Origin of the sequence: Bdellovibrio bacteriovorus str. Tiberius, assembly GCF_000317895.1 — a bacterium.
GTDB lineage: Bacteria > Bdellovibrionota > Bdellovibrionia > Bdellovibrionales > Bdellovibrionaceae > Bdellovibrio > Bdellovibrio bacteriovorus_F.
Genome location: NC_019567.1, coordinates 780,034 through 799,087, shown reverse-complemented (window position 1 = coordinate 799,087; position 19,054 = coordinate 780,034). Strand labels below are relative to the sequence as shown.

At 50.4% G+C, this 19,054-nt stretch carries 18 protein-coding genes and 1 tRNA gene; 8 read left to right on the top strand and 11 right to left on the bottom strand.

Annotation, left to right across the window (positions count from 1 at the left end):
• The first annotated feature begins 80 nt into the window (after positions 1-80).
• The 3 genes from BDT_RS03905 to BDT_RS03895 are packed head-to-tail and all read left to right on the top strand — an operon-like array spanning position 81 to position 2,349.
• Positions 81-869 carry a basic amino acid ABC transporter substrate-binding protein gene (locus BDT_RS03905; RefSeq protein WP_015089968.1) on the top strand — a complete coding sequence of 263 codons (789 nt, stop codon included), beginning with the start codon at positions 81-83 and terminating at the stop codon, positions 867-869.
• On the top strand, positions 869-1,612 hold the full coding sequence (locus BDT_RS03900) for an amino acid ABC transporter permease (protein WP_015089967.1): 744 nt from the start codon (positions 869-871) through the stop codon (positions 1,610-1,612). The genes BDT_RS03905 and BDT_RS03900 overlap by 1 nt, the downstream gene beginning before the upstream one ends.
• Complete coding sequence (locus BDT_RS03895) at positions 1,609-2,349, top strand: amino acid ABC transporter ATP-binding protein (protein ID WP_015089966.1); 741 nt, start codon at positions 1,609-1,611, stop codon at positions 2,347-2,349. Before BDT_RS03900 ends, BDT_RS03895 begins: the two co-directional genes overlap by 4 nt.
• On the opposite strand, the gene BDT_RS03890 is transcribed toward BDT_RS03895, so the two are convergent.
• Positions 2,346-3,152 (bottom strand): hypothetical protein, encoded by an 807-nt coding sequence (locus BDT_RS03890; RefSeq protein ID WP_015089965.1) that lies wholly within the window; start codon positions 3,150-3,152, stop codon positions 2,346-2,348. The two genes, BDT_RS03895 and BDT_RS03890, sit on opposite strands and share 4 nt — an antisense overlap.
• 173 nt (positions 3,153-3,325) lie before the next feature.
• Between BDT_RS03890 and BDT_RS03885 the strand changes: the two genes are divergently transcribed.
• A complete protein-coding gene (locus BDT_RS03885; protein WP_041577001.1) occupies positions 3,326-4,690 on the top strand; it encodes a hypothetical protein in 1,365 nt (454 codons plus the stop codon).
• On the opposite strand, the gene BDT_RS03880 is transcribed toward BDT_RS03885, so the two are convergent.
• From BDT_RS03880 to BDT_RS03865, 4 genes are read right to left on the bottom strand one after another with little or no spacing between them, the layout of a single operon-like run.
• A complete protein-coding gene (locus tag BDT_RS03880) occupies positions 4,687-5,472 on the bottom strand; it encodes a polyphosphate polymerase domain-containing protein (protein ID WP_015089963.1) in 786 nt (261 codons plus the stop codon). The genes BDT_RS03885 and BDT_RS03880 overlap by 4 nt on opposite strands.
• Positions 5,469-6,629 carry a hypothetical protein gene (locus BDT_RS03875; RefSeq protein ID WP_015089962.1) on the bottom strand — a complete coding sequence of 387 codons (1,161 nt, stop codon included), beginning with the start codon at positions 6,627-6,629 and terminating at the stop codon, positions 5,469-5,471. The genes BDT_RS03880 and BDT_RS03875 overlap by 4 nt, the downstream gene beginning before the upstream one ends.
• Positions 6,629-8,380, bottom strand: coding sequence for a DUF3616 domain-containing protein (locus BDT_RS03870; protein WP_148278696.1), 1,752 nt, complete (start codon positions 8,378-8,380; stop codon positions 6,629-6,631). Before BDT_RS03870 ends, BDT_RS03875 begins: the two co-directional genes overlap by 1 nt.
• Before the next feature lies 1 nt (position 8,381).
• Positions 8,382-9,065 carry a DUF4956 domain-containing protein gene (locus tag BDT_RS03865; RefSeq protein WP_015089960.1) on the bottom strand — a complete coding sequence of 228 codons (684 nt, stop codon included), beginning with the start codon at positions 9,063-9,065 and terminating at the stop codon, positions 8,382-8,384.
• Between the two features lie 270 nt (positions 9,066-9,335).
• On the opposite strand from BDT_RS03865, the gene BDT_RS03860 reads away from it, so the two are divergent.
• Positions 9,336-10,646, top strand: coding sequence for a D-alanyl-D-alanine carboxypeptidase (locus BDT_RS03860; RefSeq protein WP_015089959.1), 1,311 nt, complete (start codon positions 9,336-9,338; stop codon positions 10,644-10,646).
• A 3-nt stretch (positions 10,647-10,649) separates the two neighbouring features.
• Here the strand turns inward: BDT_RS03860 and BDT_RS03855 are convergent, their stop codons facing one another.
• Positions 10,650-11,294: a hypothetical protein gene (locus tag BDT_RS03855; RefSeq protein WP_015089958.1), complete on the bottom strand. Its 645-nt coding sequence runs from the start codon at positions 11,292-11,294 to the stop codon at positions 10,650-10,652.
• A 141-nt stretch (positions 11,295-11,435) separates the two neighbouring features.
• Between BDT_RS03855 and BDT_RS03850 the strand changes: the two genes are divergently transcribed.
• Together BDT_RS03850 and BDT_RS03845 are read left to right on the top strand one after the other, a co-directional pair.
• The gene (locus BDT_RS03850) at positions 11,436-13,547 is read left to right on the top strand and encodes a PQQ-dependent sugar dehydrogenase (protein WP_015089957.1); all 2,112 of its coding nucleotides are present in this window, start codon (positions 11,436-11,438) and stop codon (positions 13,545-13,547) included.
• Positions 13,548-13,710: 163 nt separating this feature from the next.
• Complete coding sequence (locus tag BDT_RS03845; protein WP_015089956.1) at positions 13,711-14,757, top strand: hypothetical protein; 1,047 nt, start codon at positions 13,711-13,713, stop codon at positions 14,755-14,757.
• Positions 14,758-14,987: 230 nt separating this feature from the next.
• Here the strand turns inward: BDT_RS03845 and BDT_RS03840 are convergent, their stop codons facing one another.
• Together BDT_RS03840 and BDT_RS03835 are read right to left on the bottom strand one after the other, a co-directional pair.
• Entirely contained in the window at positions 14,988-16,391 is a 1,404-nt protein-coding gene (locus BDT_RS03840) for a DUF1254 domain-containing protein (RefSeq protein WP_158320222.1), read from the bottom strand.
• Between the two features lie 132 nt (positions 16,392-16,523).
• Positions 16,524-16,599 (bottom strand) — tRNA-Ala (locus BDT_RS03835).
• Positions 16,600-16,642: 43 nt separating this feature from the next.
• Here BDT_RS03835 and BDT_RS03830 point away from each other — a divergent pair.
• Complete coding sequence (locus BDT_RS03830) at positions 16,643-17,122, top strand: low molecular weight protein-tyrosine-phosphatase (protein ID WP_015089953.1); 480 nt, start codon at positions 16,643-16,645, stop codon at positions 17,120-17,122.
• Here BDT_RS03830 and BDT_RS03825 read toward each other — a convergent pair.
• The 3 genes from BDT_RS03825 to BDT_RS03815 all read right to left on the bottom strand — a co-directional run bounded on the left by BDT_RS03825 (position 17,119) and on the right by BDT_RS03815 (position 19,046).
• Positions 17,119-17,604, bottom strand: coding sequence for a GyrI-like domain-containing protein (locus BDT_RS03825; protein ID WP_015089952.1), 486 nt, complete (start codon positions 17,602-17,604; stop codon positions 17,119-17,121). The two genes, BDT_RS03830 and BDT_RS03825, sit on opposite strands and share 4 nt — an antisense overlap.
• Positions 17,605-17,618: 14 nt before the next feature.
• Positions 17,619-17,984: a TRASH domain-containing protein gene (locus BDT_RS03820; RefSeq protein WP_051026262.1), complete on the bottom strand. Its 366-nt coding sequence runs from the start codon at positions 17,982-17,984 to the stop codon at positions 17,619-17,621.
• Between the two features lie 81 nt (positions 17,985-18,065).
• Positions 18,066-19,046 carry a KpsF/GutQ family sugar-phosphate isomerase gene (locus BDT_RS03815; RefSeq protein WP_015089950.1) on the bottom strand — a complete coding sequence of 327 codons (981 nt, stop codon included), beginning with the start codon at positions 19,044-19,046 and terminating at the stop codon, positions 18,066-18,068.
• Positions 19,047-19,054 lie beyond the last annotated feature (8 nt).

Here is a 19,054-nt window from a genome sequence, read left to right as displayed (position 1 = left end):
TACTCCCGAAATGACATTTGACTCAAAACAGAAGCGGTGGTCAAGTGGACGGGTCCAGTAGACACATTCGGGGGATTTTAATGAAACGACTTTCGCTTCTTATCACCAGTTGCCTTCTGCTAATCACTTTGGGTTGCACCAAAAAAGAGCCCGGGACCGCCGATACTGTGGCAAAAACATCCGCAAAAAAAGAACTCACTGTTGGAACGGATGCAGCCTACGCCCCATTTGAAATCGAAAACGCCGACAAAAGCATCAGCGGCTTCGACATCGAAATCATCCAGGCCATCGCTGCCAAACAAAGCCTGACTCTGGATATCGTAAACACTCCGTGGGAAGGGCTGTTCAGCCAGCTTGAATCCGGCGACCGTGACATTCTGATTTCCGCCATCACTATCAATGACGAACGCAGAAAAACCATGGACTTTTCCGATCCCTATTTTGATGCCGTTCAGTTAATCGCGGTTCCCAACGCTTCCAAAGTCACCAAATTCGATGATTTGAAAAACCTGAAGGTCGGAGTTCAGATCGGAACCACTGGTGATGAAGTCGTCACCCGCCTGCTGGGCCGAGCCAGCCCGAACATCAAACGTTTTGAAGGCACACCATTGGCATTGCAAGAGCTGATCAATGGCGGTGTCGATGCCGTGGTCGCCGACAATGGTGTTATCAACAATTTCTTTGCCAACAACCCGAAAGACTTCAAAGTCCTGTCCGACACCAGCTTCTCGAAAGAGCAGTACGGTATCGCGGTTAAAAAGGGCAACACAGACCTGCTGAAGAAGATCAACGACGGACTGGCAGCCATCAAAACCGACGGCACCTATGACGGCATCTTCAAAAAATACTTCGGAGAAAAGAAGAACTGATGTTTTCGTGGTTTCGCACTGACATCATCATCGAATACTGGCCCCTTTTTATGCAGGGGCTTGTCACCACCCTGCAACTGACCCTGATTGGAATCTTCTTTGGCACTGTCCTGGGCCTGTTTTTGGGACTGGGAAAAATCGCCCGTATAGAACGAGGCCCGTGGCGTTGGCCGGTTCAACTGTTCGTCCGCCTGCCTTCGCAAATCTATATCGGCTTCTTCCGCGGCACCCCCTTGTTTGTGCAAATCCTTTTGATTCATTTTGCACTGGTGCCGTTGTTGATTCATCCGGAGGACGGTCTGCTGATCTCGGGTGACATGGCCCTTTACCTGAAACGGGAATACGGCGCGCTTATTTCCGGCGCCCTGGCGCTCAGCCTGAATTCTGCTGCTTATATCGCGGAAATCTTCCGCGCCGGGATTCAATCCATCGACCGAGGTCAGTTTGAAGCGGCGAGGTCTTTGGGACTTGGTTATTTCCACACCATGAAATCCGTCATCATCCCGCAGGCGTTTCGTCGTATGCTGCCTCCGCTGGGCAATGAAGCCATCACCCTGCTGAAGGATTCTTCTTTGGTGTCGGCCATCGGTTTGGCAGAACTGGCTTACGCGGCCCGCACCGCTGCTGGCGCCTATGCCAGGTATTGGGAACCGTATTTGTTTATTTCTTTGATCTATCTGATCATCACCCTGGGTATGTCCTTTGTGGTTCACCGTCTTGAGAAAAGGTACCAATCCACATGATTCAAATTCAATCATTGGACAAATTCTTTGGCAGCCGCCAGGTTCTGAAAAACGTGTCCTGCGAAATCAAGGACAACGAAGTGGTGTGTGTAATCGGCCCTTCTGGATCTGGCAAGAGCACCTTTTTAAGATGCATCAATGCCCTTGAAATCGCCCAAGCCGGCACCATCAGGGTCGACGGCTTTGAAGTCACCAACCCCCAGACGGATCTTAACAAACTGCGTGCTCATGTGGGCATGGTGTTTCAGCGCTTCAATCTGTTCCCGCACAAAACGGCTTTGCAGAATATTATGCTGGCACCCACGAAGGTTAAACATCTTTCAAAGGATGCTGCCGAAACCAAGGCCCAAGAACTGCTGGCCCGTGTGGGCCTGGCTGAAAAGGCCGACAGCTACCCACACGAACTTTCCGGCGGACAGCAACAGCGTGTCGCCATTGCCCGGGCGCTGGCTATGGAACCGCAAGTGATGTTGTTTGATGAGCCGACATCGGCTCTGGATCCGGAAATGGTCGGAGAAGTTTTGGATGTCATCAAATCCCTGGCTCACAGTGGAAAGACCATGGTGATTGTGACCCACGAGATGGGTTTTGCACGACAAGTCAGTGATCGCATCCTATTTATGGATGAAGGCCAGGTTGTCGAGCAAGGGCCGCCGGAGAAGATCTTCAACCGCGCCGAAAGCGAAAGAACCAGGACGTTCCTTGGGAAGGTCCTGCGGTTCCATGAAACACCTTAATACGTCTCAGGACATATCAGGCTTCTTTCCTCTGCGGTGATTGAAAACTTGACGAGGGGCTTGAAGTCTCGAAGTCTTTTTCTTATCGTTTCAAATCCTTGATTGTTGCCATCGGTGTTTTGCATCCAATAGGCATCCACTTTTTCATTGGACCAGCCACAGAACTGCTTCAGCACCATTCCTGAGATCAACCCCGAAGAATGCCAGCCATTCCAGCAATGGGCATAGATAGGCCCGTTTGATTTTCCTTTGATCCGGTCATAGACCATCGCAAGAATCTTTTCATTTTCACCAGCGGCGGCATACTGCTTATATGCCAGCGTCTGATCCTGATGGGACGTATTCTGGCACTTCACGCTTTTAGGTGCCGTTGCGAAATTTTCTGAATACAAATACACCGCCGCCGAAAAGTCCTCTTTGCACAGGTTGTTCAGACCCGTGGTGGGCAGCGGATTGGTGTTGGACCGAGGTGGATCGAAGTATTTATTGTTCGCTCCGCCGCGATATAAAACTCCGTGCAATACCACGCGAAAGTTTCGCGTGCCCCACAGATTCGTGTCACCAAGCCCTTTATTATCAGTCGATTTGTCAGAGGCTGACTCAAGTTCGTAGCGTGCTTTATATTTTTTTACTTCCTGATCCAGTCGAAAAACAGAAGGATCTGTGACTTCTGGCACAGTTTCCACGGCGCTTGTGGAATTCCCGGTGGACAAAGCCTCAGTCACACTGCCCTTTGCACAACCAATCACATTTGCAGTCAGAAAACAGAATAAAATGGATTTTGACAGAGTTATGTATTTCATAAACGTCATCTTCAAATACTTCTGTCTGTGAACACAAGTTTGCTGGACCAATAAAATGTGAATGCGAGCCCACAAAACCGACATTGGTCTTCTGAACTTGTAAGTATTTAAAATTTCCTTTCCTCGATATAAACAAAGAAGGACCTAAGTTCTCACCCAAATGAGGTAGTGTGATGAAGCTCGTCGCAATCTGCACTTCGGCTGTTTTATCTGTCATCATTCCCCTTTCCAATGCGGTTGCCATCAACCTTGGAAATCTTAAAGGCGAAACGCGAACCGAATACTTTTCCCCCTATGGTGTGCGCGAACTTTGTGTCGTTCCAAAAAAGTGGCCCGGCGCTGCCTATCGCAGCGATGACACCAGTAAAGAAAGCACGCTGTGCGGTTATGACTTCTATCGCACCGTCGGCATCTGCCCGAAATACAACTCCACCAATCCTGGCGTCTTGCTGCTGGCTCCGAATGCCAGTTACAGCAAAGAGGCCATTGATGCTTCAGACTGCAACCTAAAAAAAATGTCCGTTAAAACCGAGGCGAAATTCAAACAGACCATCACCTGTTCTTATACGCCATCGATTCTGGCCTACTATCATATGTCGCGCATTCTGGGCGGGGTCGGCCGGGTTCCTGTATCAGTGATCCGCACCATGGATTTGAAAGTTCACAGCCAGCTGACCAACAAGGCGGTGCACGCCCTGCGTGACTCGACAGATACTATTGCCCAGGCTTGGCGAAAACTGGGGGAAATGCATCTAAATCCCCGTGCCTTTCCCCAACTGGTGGACACCACCTTCACGCAGCTTTACGGCGGACTTTCTGACAATGTAAAGAATGAAAATGTCTATAATGACGTCAGTGGACGAGGCACATACAACAGCCGCTATCAGCGCTTCCTGAAACAAAAGCCCTTCTTAAAGGTCGCCAGCACCAAAACGGTCGCCCAACTGGTGGGCTCTGGGGAATTCACCCGCGTGGCCCAGGATGTGATTCAAATGAAAGACGTCGCCGATATGGTTCTGATCGACACCTTGATGAACCAGCAGGACCGCATCGGAAACATTCACTATAAGTTCTATTGGTATTCGATCAATCCTTCCACCAATCGCATTGAGCGCTCTAAATCCGACGCCGAACTTGTGGATGGAAAGATCGTGATACCGGCCGAAGAAAAACGCCAAATGGCCGGACGGACGGCCGTGGTCTTAAAAGAAATGATCCTGAAGGACAACGACTGTGGCGTCATCAAAGACAATATGATGCGAGCTTACAGCGTCCTGGAAAAAGTCCGTCATATGAGCTATCTGACCTATCGTTACTTTATGGCTTTTGAAAAGTCACTGGCAGCCCCTGCCACCAAGGACTACTTCAAAACAGAACTGCTCTTTACCGACAAGGACTATCGGTCTTTACAGGACAATGCCAGCAAGGCCAAAGAAATCCTGACCGGCACCTGTCGCACAGGTCAGCTGAAGTTTGACTTGGATCTGGAAAATTATCTGCCGGGGGCGCGTCCCCCGCTCACCCCTTGCAGCAATTAAAGATACAAAGGGCCCGGGGCTAAAACCTCGGGCACTCCCAACAAGGTTGTCATGGAATTTCCGAATTTCGAGAACGAGCCGCTTTCCAGTTCAAAACGCCGGATCAGGTCCACCATCCAATAAGGGATCTTCTTTTCGCACTTCAATTCCAGAATGACATTGCACCCTGGTTCTTCAAAAGAGTCCGGATGATCATAGTGGCTTAATAAATTACTGTCCGGTCGCACGCGCCATTCGTTCATTTCCTGAAAGCGCAGGTCCCGGTCAAAGGTGACGCGAGCATAGTCGTCCACAACCGACAGATAAGCCTTGCGGCGGTACTGAGTCAAAATCACCGGCCCCACGTTATAGGTCATCTTCATCCGGATAAACTCTTCCAGATTTCCGTGGGAACTTCCTTGAATATGATCCGGGATGACTCCCCAATCCAGAATATCCACCCAGTTTTCGTCATGGACCAGCGCGCGCTTCTTGCGCACAAATTCCCGCAGCTTGTATTTAATCTCAAAGAAATAAGGTGGCTTGGGGTTATCACCATAGGACCGAATGCGCATATTAAAGTTAAAGGCGTTGGCAGATTCTTTAAACCGCAGCAGGTATAAGCTGGGCGTATCCAGATAAAGACTGTTGATGGTGTAGTGCTTGTCCGGCGAAACAGTGGAATAGTAATCCATTTCGCAATAGGTTTCCACAAAGCGCGAAATGGGTTCTACCAGACTTGCCGGGATCAGATACTTCAATTCATACCGCTCCAGCGCCAGCGGAGATACCGGTCCACTCACAGCGCCACCACCTTCTGGGTTTTACTAAGATGGTTTTTGGCGGGCTCGGCAGCCAACCTTTCACTTTCCAGCAGGTACTCGACAAATAAAGTCAGAATCTCCTGCTGCTGGCTGAGCAAATCCAACTCGGTCTGTTCCTGCAACAGGCGGCCCTCAAGTACTGACAAAGTGTCTTGAGCTTTCACTTTCTGACTTTCTTTCAGGCCCTGACTGGTCATCTTATAAAGCCCCGCCAGGCTCTGAATTTGATTCTTCAAACTTAGCAGGCGGTCTTTGCTGTCTTCGGCTTCCTTTTGTTTCAGGGCTTTTTTTAGAATCAATTCATTCTGTTTTTGCCGGGACAGATCATCCGACCCAAGATGCGGAAGCTGCAAAGTCAGTTCGACCTTGTAACCGACTTCATCTTCTTTGCGAGTTTGGGAAACATCCAGTCCCTTGACCCACTGATCTTCACGTCCGCGCAGAATTTCCAGTTCCCGGGAAATGTCTTTAAACTCAGTCTCTGATATTCGCGCCGTCAAAGAAGCTTCCGGTGCAGGCTGGCTGCCCAATGAATCAAGCACCTCTTGCACACTGATCAGATCAAAGCCTTCCAGCGGGCTTTCCCCCCATTGCGGAACCCAGGATTTTAGTTTCTTGACCGCCAGTTTGTTTTCCTGCGCAATCACACTTTCCAGGCGTTTCAGCTTATAAATGTCCCCTTGCGCCCCCAGGAAGGACTTAGTCGACGTGCGCCCCGCCCGCAAGGAAAGACTTTGCGCCTTTAAATAACCCTCGGACAATTTCATGGAACTGTTCAACACCGCCATTTTCTGCTGACTGATTTCATACGAGATTAAATTCAAATAGCGTTCATGAAGAGCCCACGCCAAAGAAGCCTCTTTCAAAACTTTCTTGCGCGGTTCTGAATTGGGTCCCAGCTTCCACTCCGGCCACGAGCGGAACTGAAACTTCAGCCCGACTTCGTATTCATTTTTGTCATCTTCTTTTTCAGCACTGACAAAACCCTCGACATTGCGCAAGGGATTGCGGGAATCGGTCGGGCGCATTTCTTCCTGCGAAGTGTAGGCCGTGTCGGACCAGGCTGTTTTTAATACCTGCTCGGGCGTCACCGCAAAAGAAGAAAGTCCCCCCAAAAGGATCCAAGACAAAAGCATCACGGGGTCCTTTTATCGGCGACAAGACTGACGACGGCATACTGACTGGAGCTTTTGCTATCAAAGACGGCAAACATCTGATGCATGTCCGGGTGAAGTGCCAAGCCCTCCAGATGACGCATGCGGAATTCATGCAACAGCTCGGGTGCATTCTGACCTGCCGTCATCTTCCAGATGGCACTGCACGAAGCCCCGCGACAGGATGATGCCAGATAGAAGGCATCGCCCTGCTTGATCAGATCTGTCAGCACCAATTCAACATCCTGATGAGGCAGTTTCATCTCAAATCGCGCCGCGAGGGTCACTTGGGCTGGTTTTAAAACACCGTCAAAGACCGAAGCAAAGTCCGACACCTTAAGAATCAATCCCTCGTTGCGATGAAGCACGGGGCCTTTCAGTGACAGGTACAAATCTTTGTTTTCAATGGCGTGGCCTTCGACCTCAAAGCCCTCTTTGGTCAGTTTCAAATCAGCTTCATAGATGGACTTCAACACCGGATCTTGCGATTCTTTCAGGGCCAGCAACAGGGGTTTACGCAAATCCACATGATGTTCCACGCTGTAGCGCAGGCCATTGCGCTTGATCTGTGCGAAGATCTGTCGTTCTTCCTTCAGCTTTCCTTTTTTGGTCGCCGACATGGAACTGAGCAAATACAAGTGCTCGCCCTGTACCGACATTGACTCAATGTCCGCCATCACTGGCAATCCGGAAAGCTGGATCTGATGGGGTTGAATCTGCCCCTGCTCATTCATCAGGAACAGCACCGGGCGGTCTTCAGGATAATCATCAGAAACCAGAACAAACTGTTTCAGCTCGGGCACAAAGACCACACCCGACATCTCCGGCTTGAAGGTCTCTACAATATTCAAAGGAATATCCATGTCGCGTGGATCCTGTTGCTGAGCTTCCTGGGCTTGGGTTGCTTCGTCGGCATTGGCCAGGCTTAGCAGAGACAAACTCCATTTTTTCTGAACAAAAACTTTTTCCCCCAGCAGGAATTCATTCGCACGAGGAATCTTGATCACGGCTTCACGTCCCCAAGCGGGCAGGGTTTGAATCCTTAACAGACGCTCCGGAATCTGCACGATGCGCGAACCGATGCTGACCACCGAGCCCCGCACGACTTTGCCTCCGGCAGAACTGACTTCCACCACCTGCCCCACGGACAACGTAGATGAAAGGTTTTCATTGATATAGCCATTTACGTAAGTGGGATTCAGGGGGACCAGCGTGATCAGGGGGGCAAAGGCCGGCGCCTTTTCTCCATTTTTGAAATTCACCGCGCCCACGGCGCCGTCAACTTCGGCAAAAACAAAAAGATTCTTCATGCGGCCTTCGATCAAAGCCATTTCCCGGCGGGCGTCTTCCAATTCGACCAGCAAAGGATCCGCCTGCGGAGCCAAATGTCCCAGATCTTTGACGACTCCGGCCAGTTGCTGGCGCAGGTGCATTTCGGCATTCAGTTTATCATAGCGGCTTTTCAAAACACGCAACTGGGATTCCCACTCGGACTGGCCCAATTCCGCCAGCAGATCCCCTTTACGCACAATCTGACTGGGAAGCACATAGATGTGTTTGATTTCTACGGGGCTGTCGAAGTTAACCTGAAATTCACGTGATTCAGCAACGCCCAGAATGCTGACAGGATCAGACCCCAGCACCAGTCCCAACATCAATACCAGAACCACGGCCGCACTCCAGCAGCCCAATAGAAAACGGTTCTCGGTCCCGACGACGTCAGCTAGTTTCACCTTACACCTCGATCACGGATTCTTGATTCATAAAGTTCAGGCCGCGCACGGAAGAAATACGCCCCAGCTCTTCAACAAGCTCTGCGGAAGTCTGACGGGGCTTTAAACGCACCTGATAAGAATAATCCAGACGCTCGCCCTGCCCCATTTCCCGGATCGTGGCCAATGCAAAGTGACGGCAGGATTTTTCCAGCACGCCTTCGACTTCGCGCTGATCCTGCCCTGACCGAGACAAATTCAAACGCAACAGACCATCGAACTGCGGACCCGCAGCGAAGGGGGATTTTTGCAGCACAGTCAGCGCCAGAATAAAACAGAACGTTCCCAAAATGGCGATGCCATAGGCATGAACCCCGGAAGCCAGACCCACAGCCAAGGAAGCAAAAATAAAGAACATATCGCGGGGGTCTTTGACGTTCGTGCGGAATCGGAGCAAGGACAAGGCCCCGATCATTCCGATCCCGCGAGCAACGTTATCCCCAATGGCCTGCATCGCAATTGCAATAACGATCGGCAAAAGAACCAGGCCGTGCAGGAAATTCAACGAATAAGACAGTCCCCGAAAGGTCTTCACATAGGCCACAGCCAAGGCCGTCCCCAGAATGAAACTGAGCAAAAAGGCATAGATGATTGAAATCCACGTCGGATTGGCAAATGATGAGTTAAGAACAGAAAAATCCAACATACTCTTCCCCCGGAAGCGTCTAAAGAGACGATCATTGTCAGTCTTTGCCCCTTGATCACAACCAAAATAAAACAGAATGACGAAGACTTAATTGCCCTTTCCGGGCCGCAATCTCCGGCTATGGCAATTGACAAATTGACTGCCAATTTCCGTCACTTTAGACGTAAAAGGCCCTATAACTGCCCCTCGGATCTGACTCATTGAAATTGACCCCGGCATGAAACATGAACTCTGCCAGTCGGTCGCCGAAAACGCGGCAAAGGAGGACGTATGGCTTCAACATTTAAACTTGGTATCCTGGCAGCCCTGGCTGCACCTGTTTTGATGGCCTCTTCGGCCTCTGCCAAGGTTTATGTCAATTCCGTATGCCATATGAAAGCCGCCGCCGCCGCTGGCAAGGTGGAAGGCGAAGGAGACATGCAAAAGAAGTTTCCGTTGGCCTCTATTTCCAAGGTGATCACGACTTTGTGGGCGATTGAAAAACTGGGTGTCGACTATCGCCATAAAACAGTTTTGCACCTGACCCCGACAGCCAACGGCTCCATGGATCTGCATGTTGAAGGCAGCCGTGATCCTATCTTCGGTCGTAACTTAAGTTATTTCCTGATTTCTGAATTGAACCGCATGAAGGTCACGAAGATTGAAAACCTGACCTTTGACGAAAACTTCCTGCTGGATTGGCTGGCGGAAGAGTCCCCCCGTATTGGCGGCGTGACTCCACGTTATGAAACCATTGAACAGCAGGCCGAAGCCGTGATCAAGAATCTGAAAGAGTCTTTTTCCACCGCTATCAACCGTTCGATGTACAGCAAGCTGCGTGAAAAAGCCACCAAAGCCAAAGTCTTTATGCTGGAAAAGCCAGCACTGGAAGTGCGCAATATTTCCTTCCTGCCTAAGGTCAGCTACAAAAAAGACAAATACACGGGCAGCGTGGTTCTGCAATCGGCTCCATTACGCACGATCCTGAAGCGCATGAATAACCAGTCCAACAACTATATCGCTGACAATCTGTACTGGAATCTGGGTGGCACGGCCGCGTTCAACACGTTTGCCGCGGCGACATTGAAAGCGGATCAGAACCAGATCGTCTTCCATAACGGATCCGGCAACAACGAAGGCACCACCGCCAAGCCGATCTATAATGAAGCCACTTGCGAAACCATGATCAAAACACTGTACACGCTGAACAAATCCCTGGAAGCCAAGGGCTACAAGTTAAGCGACGTGCTTTCCGTAGCTAACAAAGACAATGACTCTACCGTGGATAATTTCGGGGGCAACGCCGCAGGAGCCATGATCGCCAAGACCGGAACTGTGAACAAAGCCAAGACATTGGCAGGTTCTATTTCCACCAAAGAGGGGGAATTCTATTTTGCGATTCTTTTGCACACAGATATGGATCAGAGCAGTTCTGACCGTGGTGTGGCCACACAAATGATCAAAAATAAAATCAGTCAGCTGATCAACAAACGTTCCGGCCCGAAAGAAATTCAATACACTGAAATTCTGGCGCTGCCGTTTGATCAAAACTCTTACCTGACAGAAGCCAACGCCCCGGTTGTGACCCTTTCCAAGAAGTAGCCCTTAGAAGGGGATGCCAATCCCCACTTCGTTCAAAAATACATTGCTCATGATTTTCAAGTCCACCTGCATATCGCGGCTTTTATACAAAGCCGCAGTCAGGTGGGCAAACGGCATCGGGATCACATCCACCGAATGCCCGTTCACACTGCCCATGAATTTCCATTTGTAGCTGTCCAGTTCATAGCACTCCCGGTAGGAATAGGGACCGAAGGTCGTTTCTTCACAGGCCATCGGTGTCTGTCGAGCGTAAACTCCCATGGACCACCCTGCACTGACCCTGTCGCTGAGCTCATAATTGCGCCCGATCTGAAAAGTTCCGGCCAGGTTGTCATAACAGTCCTTCACCATAGCCGCCAGAAAGGTGACCCCGCTGGCTGTTTGATATTCCAACCCAACCCCCGGCGTGATCACTGCGGCGCCATTGCCGTCCAGTTTACGGGGCATTTCCACGGACGCTGTCATCGTAGGCTTGATTCCGTGAACCACGAAAGATGGCAGCAGCAAACTGAGTTTTTCCCGGTCCTTCACCTTGGGCATTTTAAAACTGGAACTGCCCGTGCCCCATTCCATGCGATCCGTGCTGGCCAGGGTCGGGTTCACAATCAACAAGGTAACAAGACTGACAAGAAGTTTGGCTCCATCCATGAGGCCTCCCTATTATGATGACACCGGACCCCGGCATATCGGGAAAACCAACCCCAACAAAGGAATGAATATGGAAAATTTGCATTTGATAAGGGCTTAAAAGCCCCCATAATTGAATAAGGACTTCTTCATGGGGATATCATGCGCGTTTTATTCTGGCTGGTTCTGGCTTTTTCCTTGGTTCAGTGTACGTCTTTGCAAAAAACTGCCGACCGCAAAACAGCGGCGGCGCGCATGGTGCTGGATAAAAGCGGCTATCTTTACGACCCGCTAGACACCTCCTGCGACGGCTTTCCGCGCCTGCAAGTGGAAACAATGCCCGGCACTTGCCTGGGTATGGTGATGCCACGGGATCGCGCCGTGGATCGCAGCAACGACAAAAGCTTTATCAAACCCCGCACCATCTTGCAGATTACCGGCACCCAGGATTTTTTGGTGGTCGACATGGGCGGATGGAGTCCTCAAAACGGCCGTCTGTTCCTGCTGACACGTTCGGGCTCGGCGCCCTATGAAATCAAAACTTTGAAATTGAATTTGGAAACCCCGCATGGACTGGCACTGGGACCGGATGGTTTTTACTATATCGGTGAACGCACGCGCATTTCGAAATTTCATTTGAAAAACAATCAGGTCACGGATTGGACGATGGTCGTCGGAAATCTGGCGCGCAAAGAGGGCTACATGCACCCGCTTTCGCAGTTCGTGTTTGATCCACGCAACGGGGACCTTTACATCAACTCCGGATCACCCAGCGACCACTGCGTGGTTCAGGGAACCGGTGCCTACAAATCCTGCCCGGAAGACCAAGCTCAAGGCAACGGTGCCATCTATCGCATCCCAGCCCAGCTTCTGAAGAACCTTCCCGCGGGTGGAGTCAAAAACTATGAAATCACCGCACTGGGTTTGCGCAACTCGATGGCCATGGCAATTTCGGACAAAGGTTACCTGATTCAGGGTGAAAACAGCCGCGACTTTGCCGAACTGGAAGAACCTTACGAAGAAATCAACGTCGTGGACCTGGATAACGGTGTCGGTCGCCACTATGGCTGGCCCTATTGCTACAACTTCCACGCAACTTCGCCGGAATGGCTGTTCCCGGAAAATAAAAACCTTCCTTTGCACAAACAGTTTAAAAAACCCGTGGACTGTGCCCAAGCCAATCCTTCCGGTATCGGTGATTATCAGGCTCCGTGGTTGCTGATGCCACCTCACGTGGCCCCATTGCACATGGCATACTATAAGGGTGAAATGTTCGGTGATCTTTTCGGCGACAAGTTGTTGGTTACGTGGCACGGCTATCAACCCACTGGACATCGTCTGGTCGCCTACAACGTGGACAGCAATGGTCTGCCCCTGGCGAAAGAATCCGGCTCTACTTTCGGATTCAATCAAAAAGGTGCGTGCAGCACGCGCAAGGCCTTTACTCCGCATGGCGGAATGGCCCGTCATGGATCCTACACCGAAATCATTTCCAAGTGGGACGCTGTCCAAGGCATTCGCCCTAAGGGGGCTCCGGTGGCCTTCACCGAAGCTTCCGATGGATCCCTGTGGATTGTCGAGGACCGTGAAACCCGCAGCATCGTGCGACTGGCAAGATCTGCTGGCGCCAATCACCAGGAGCCTTGTGACAAGAACGCCGCTGCCGCCAACGATCCGCAAGTGCAGCTTCTGGCCTGGAGATCGGCAGTCAAAGAAAGCCCTGGGCTGGAAGAAGGCTATCGCAAGGTTCAAACCGAGCTGATTCAAAAGCACTGTCTGGGCTGTCATGGCAATATGCAGGCACAGGATTTTGGCAAAGACCGTTTCAGCAATCTGGATTTCCTGGTGAAAAACGAATGGATCCTTCCGGGGAACCTTGAGCGCAGCAAACTGTATGGCAGTGTCGCCCGGGTGGAAGGCTACACGCCGATGCCTCCGGCCGACAAAGAACAGATCTTTGGCACCGCTGAAGGTGAGCGAGTGAACAAGATCATTGCCGCTTGGGTGAATTCCCTTCCGACGGATATCGACAACCGCTACGGTCAGTTTAAGATGGTGGATAAACGCAACGTCCGAGCGAAACCATCCACCAGCGCGACCGTCTGCGGGCAAGTCGCCCAGGGTGACATCGTGTACTTGGACCCTCGCCCGGCGACAGTAATATCTGCTGACGGCTATAAATGGAGCCGCATCTATATGGTTCCTTCCCACAGCCGTCTGTACAAACAAGCCTGCCCGGCACCGGAAGACGGTGTGTACTACATTTCCCGCTAACTCGTTTTGTAAGAACTGCCCTGCTGTCAAAAAGTAGGACAGTTCTTGCATTACAGGCTTTCAAGACAAAGCCGTATAAATCTCGGTATTAGATTCCAAGCTCTAGTTTTGATGGCATCCTTTATGCTCTTCCCCTCCGAATACTGACCGTTCTGGAGGAACTATGCTTCGCGATTCACATTTGAAAACCCTGCTGATGCTTGCCTGTATTGGCAGCCTGACTTCTGCCTGCGAAATGAAAAAAAATCTGGATGATATGCACAAGTCCACGGTGGAAATGAACGAAACCACCAAGCGCATGGAAGAAAAAACCGGCGAGCTGGATAAAAAATCAGAATCTTTGGATAACAAAACCGCCGAGCTTTACGATGCCCTAAGGCAGGGTAACGCCGCTCTTTTACGCAAAGAATTCCTTCAACAGCTGAATGAATCCAAGGAAATGGCGAAAAAGCTAAGCCTGGGTGTAAAGTACTTCTGGGCTTATGAGTTCCAACTGTGGTCCATGCAGGGTCTGGACAACGATCACCGCCGTGAAGAACTGGCGTCTTCGGCCGCTCGTGAATTCATTCGTGAAATTCATGAATATGCACCGACAGAAGATTTTATTTCTCCAACCTCTGACGACAACCGTGACATGAACTTCCTGGCGTTGGTGACAACCATGCACGAAGTGAACGACAAACAAAAAAACCGTGTCGACCCGAAAGGGATCGAACACATGTCCATGCTGTCTTTGATCGAGCGTGCTTTGAAACAAAAAGCCGATCTGGATGCAGGTCGTATTTCCCTGAACGACCTGAAGGCGTCTTCTTATGACCTGCTGGCATTTGAAAGCAAACTTATTCAGATCCTGCAGGCTCGACAGAACTTTATCCTGACCATGCTGGTCGCCAAAGCCAGCAACATCGACAAGGGCCTGAAGAACAAAGTGAAGCTGGGTCTGTTGGGCATGAAGTGGACTTTGGATCTGAGCAAGTACAACGACGTTGAGGTCAACGAAATGACCCGCTATCTGAAAGCCGTGCTGGATACACGTAAAATCCTGAAAGACGCCGGCCACGCCATCGAAGTGGACGATACGATTCAGAAAGTGCTGATGAACGGTCAAATCGCCAAAGCCAAAAAACAAGCTGACGTTCGCGCTGCTGCTGAAGGGCAAATCATCACATACATCCAGCAAGTGCGCAGCGCCGAAGTTGTAACCAAGTAGCACCACCGCACATGTTTTTCATCACTCTGGACCTCGCGATGATTAAACCCCGTCAGCAGGAGTGGCTCAATAGGGCTGCGGAGGTCTCAGATGAAAATTAATTTAATCTATTCCATTGCGATGATGCTTCTGATCGCATTTTCAGTGGCAAAGGCCACGGACAGCAGTTCAGAAAATAAAAAAGGGGCACCGCAGACACCCCTTTTTTATTTTCATTAATTAACGGTCTTTTACTGATTCAATGCCATGGATTCAGACTGGATCTGCACAAAATCCCCGGGCTTCCACGTGTTATCAAAAGCGGCTTTTTCAGGCCCATAGATACGGAAGTAAGCAAACCAGGTTTTTCCCGGATTGGTTTTTACCCAATGCGCGTCTTTCCCCGCCGGGGCCCGAGGACCAAAGAAAAGATCCACGGACTTTGCACCTTTCAAATCCGCCAGCTCGACCAATGATCTTAATGAAGATTTCTTGGATCCGTTGCTAATCAAACTGCGGGTGTCAGAATCATATAAAGTCACCGACCAGAACAAACGGGCGGGCACCGGCAGCGGCACTGTCAACTTATAAGATTTTCCGCCATCAAGGGCTTTATTATTCGAGTCTTTGAAGGCCCCCCAGTACAAGGACCCCGCGGTTGCATCCCGTCGCAACATGGCCGGTGACATCACAATCGCCTGCGCAAAATAGCGGTCCCTGGCCACTGTATCGATGTCATGATCTGCCGCCCACTCGGGCTTGCTGTTTAAAAGCAGCCATTCCCATTTACGATCAGACCACTTCACTTTGTCCGGTCGGCCAGTGGTGGCATAGGAATTTGCCAACAGCTCTTTTTGACTGTCCTGGGCCGCACGCTCCAATGTGGATCTCAGGCTGGCGTTAGGTTTAAAGGCCTTGCCTTTTTCAATACCCAACGCTTTCAACTGATCATAAGCCGCCTGTTTCTTCCTGTTGACCGGCTCTTCATTGATTATTTTTGCCAGCTTTTCCCAGAACTGAATATTACTTTCCCACTTCAGAGAAGTCATATCCCCATCTCGCCCCGAGATATCCACCATAGTCAGAGGTTTCTGATTCTTGGCCGTCGCCAAAGGATAGATCTTAATCCCTGATAGCAGCGCTTGAGCTTTGTTCAAGTCATTTCCCTGTGGGATAATACGGGCAACAACAAACACCTTGTTGGTTGCCGACTTACCGACATAGTAACCTTGTGGAATTTCACTTTTGTACCCGTCAGGCACGATAAGGTATTTTCCTCCCTTTCCGGCATCCGGTCCCGGAATCCCCATGTCGACAACCCAGGACTGATCATGCGTATTTACCAGCCCCATAAAAGGACCTGCCGGCATTTCAATAACAAAGGGCCCTTTGGAAATATCCAAGACCGCAGCTCCATAGGGAGTGTCCTGATTCGCAGTAAACCCAAGTGATTTGGAGTCGGCCTGAGCACTGAACATATTAATGTTGTCGCGCACCCCTAACTGCCGCATCCCATTCATGATGCCTTCCATCGAAACAGCCGGATACCACTGCCGATAAGCTTCACGAGCAGCAGTGTATTCCCGAGCCTCTGTATCCACCGCCAGTGCCGCCCCAGAAAACAAAAGAACCAAAGCCATAGCCAATGACTTCATAAAAATATTCTCCTTGTAATTGTGTCGCAGCATCCAGTTTAAAGAAGACCAAACAAAATCATGACAAGTCTTTTAGCAGGAAAAAACCACACCAAAGACTGCTGAACAACACATTTTAAGGATAAAGAGAATTGGTGGAGCCGATCGGGATCGAACCGACGACCTCAACACTGCCAGCGTTGCGCTCTCCCAGCTGAGCTACGGCCCCACTTGTAATGACAAGACAAAATAATAGCCCTAAAATAATTCAAATGAAAAGCCAAAAATTACTCTTTGTCTGCCTAGGAAACATCTGTCGCTCCCCCACTGCTGAAGCCGTGGCAGCACAGCTTATCAAACAACGAGACCTGCCATGGGTGGTTGATTCCGCTGGAACTTCCGGAGCCCACGACGGAGAAAAAGCCGACCCACGCAGTATTCTGCACGGCGAGCGCCGCGGATATGATCTGACAAGTATTTCACGCGCAGTTCGCGAGTCTGACTATTATGACTTCGACTGGATACTGGCGATGGATGCCAGCAATCTTGAAAATCTGCGCCAGCGCTGCCCGGACAAAACCCTGCTGGACAAGATTTCATTGGTCACTGACTACTGTTCGGAATTCAAAGTCAAAGGCGTACCAGACCCTTACTATGGGGGCGTCGACGGATTTGATCACGTTCTGGATATTCTGGAAGACGCCATCGAAGGCCTGATCGACAAAGTTCAGGACCGCAGCGACAAAATTTAACGAACCGACAAAAACACATCGACCTGGCAGTTTTGAGGATCTGCACTGCGCTGATCGTAAATCTCAAAGTCTGCCTTGTAGGCGCGCTCAGCCCCCAGGTCCGCTGGGCTCAAGCCCCAAATGTGCTGCCAAAGCTCGATCACAACATTGGGCATCTGCCCCTGTTGGGAAGTGAAAGCAGCATATCTGGAAGCTGGCAATACTTTCGCAATCAATCCCTCAGGCAGATTATCAAAAGAAGAAACCTCTTTACCCAGAACAAACGAATACTCGCCGTTCACATCGCTTTCATAATCGGTGTAAATTGCATAAATCGGTCCATCAGCGATTTGATTCGGGATCTTTTGCATCACCCCTTCGCTGAAGAACTTCTGCCACTGGGACCCGATCTTACCACTTCCTTGCATTTCAGCGCCGTTGCTGGTGCGAACTGAAATTCCGATAATCTTGATATCTGTTTTTTGTGTGAAGGAATGGGTCACGGGATCTCCTGAAATTATTTGCGCGTGCGGAATTTTTCGAAGTTCTTTTTGTTCTGGAAATAAACCACAGAACCATCGGCACGAGCCGCAATCACCGCCGTCGCCTTGTCGACAGACTTGCCGGATACCGGGTCGATCGCCACACGGGCCGTGGCATCTTCAGCCAGGGTCTTTTTGCAGTTTTCACAGCAGCCATAATAAGTTTTGCCGCCCTGTTTTACCGGAATCTGATCACGCGGGAAAACCATATTGGTCACCATGCAGACTTTTTGATTCGGTACGATTTCCAAGGTTTCAGCAGCTTTGGCCGGACTGATCATTCCTGCAAGAATGACAAACACACCCATTACAAATACCAACAATGATTTCTTTAGAGACATATCAGACTCCTGCGTTTTGCCTGTTTGCAGGTATTAGGAATCAAAGCCGCCTTTTGTGACAAACAAAGGCGGCCTCATAAATTAACGTACTTTGGCGCGCAATAGATCCTGGATGTGCAGGATGCCCACTGGTTTGCGCGGATTTGCGGATTCCTTATCCAGCACAAAGACCATCTGAATCTGGAACTGCTCCATGACGAATAAGGCTTTTTCAGCCAATTCGTTCGCATCAATGGTTCTTGGATTGGTGGTCATCAAATCTTTCGCAAGACCCGTCAACGGGTCATTGGACTTTTCCAGACGACGACGGATATCACCATCCGTGATCACCCCGACCAAATCGCCTTTTTCATCGACGATACCGGCAGCGCCACGAACATCCTTATGGGTCATGATCGAGAACACCTGACGAATCGGCGTATCCAAAGTCACCGTCGGCAGGGCATCCCCACCATGCATAACATCGCGCACGCGGGTCAACAGGCGATAGCCCAGACTGCCGCCGGGATGAAATTCAGCAAAATCTTCAGAACTGAAGCCTTTTTCTGCCATCACGGCCATCGCGACAGCGTCACCCATGGCCAGGGTCGCGGTGCTGCTGGCGGTGGGTGCAAGACCCAAGGGACAAGCTTCTTCAGAAACATGAACATTCAAAGTGACCTGAGCAGCTTTGGCCAAAGAGGACTCTGGCTTGCCGGTGATCGCGATCAAAGGAATGCCCTTGCGGGAAACAAACCTTAAGATACCTGCGAACTCAGGGGACTCGCCGCCATAAGACAGCGCAATCACCACGTCGTTGTTTTCAACAAGGCCCAAATCCCCGTGCGAACTTTCCGCCGGATGCAGAAACACCGCCGGAGTTCCCGTGGAAGAAAAAGTGCTGGCAAGCTTTCTGGCGATCTGGCCGGATTTACCCATGCCCGTCAGAACGATTTTGCCGTCACAGGCTGTGATCATCTTTACCACCTGTTCGAAAGAGTCGCCAAGGCGCTCTTTCAATGCCAGAATGGCCTGGGCCTCGACCTCTAGAACTTTCAGACCCTGTTGAATAACTTTGGACATATTCTAAC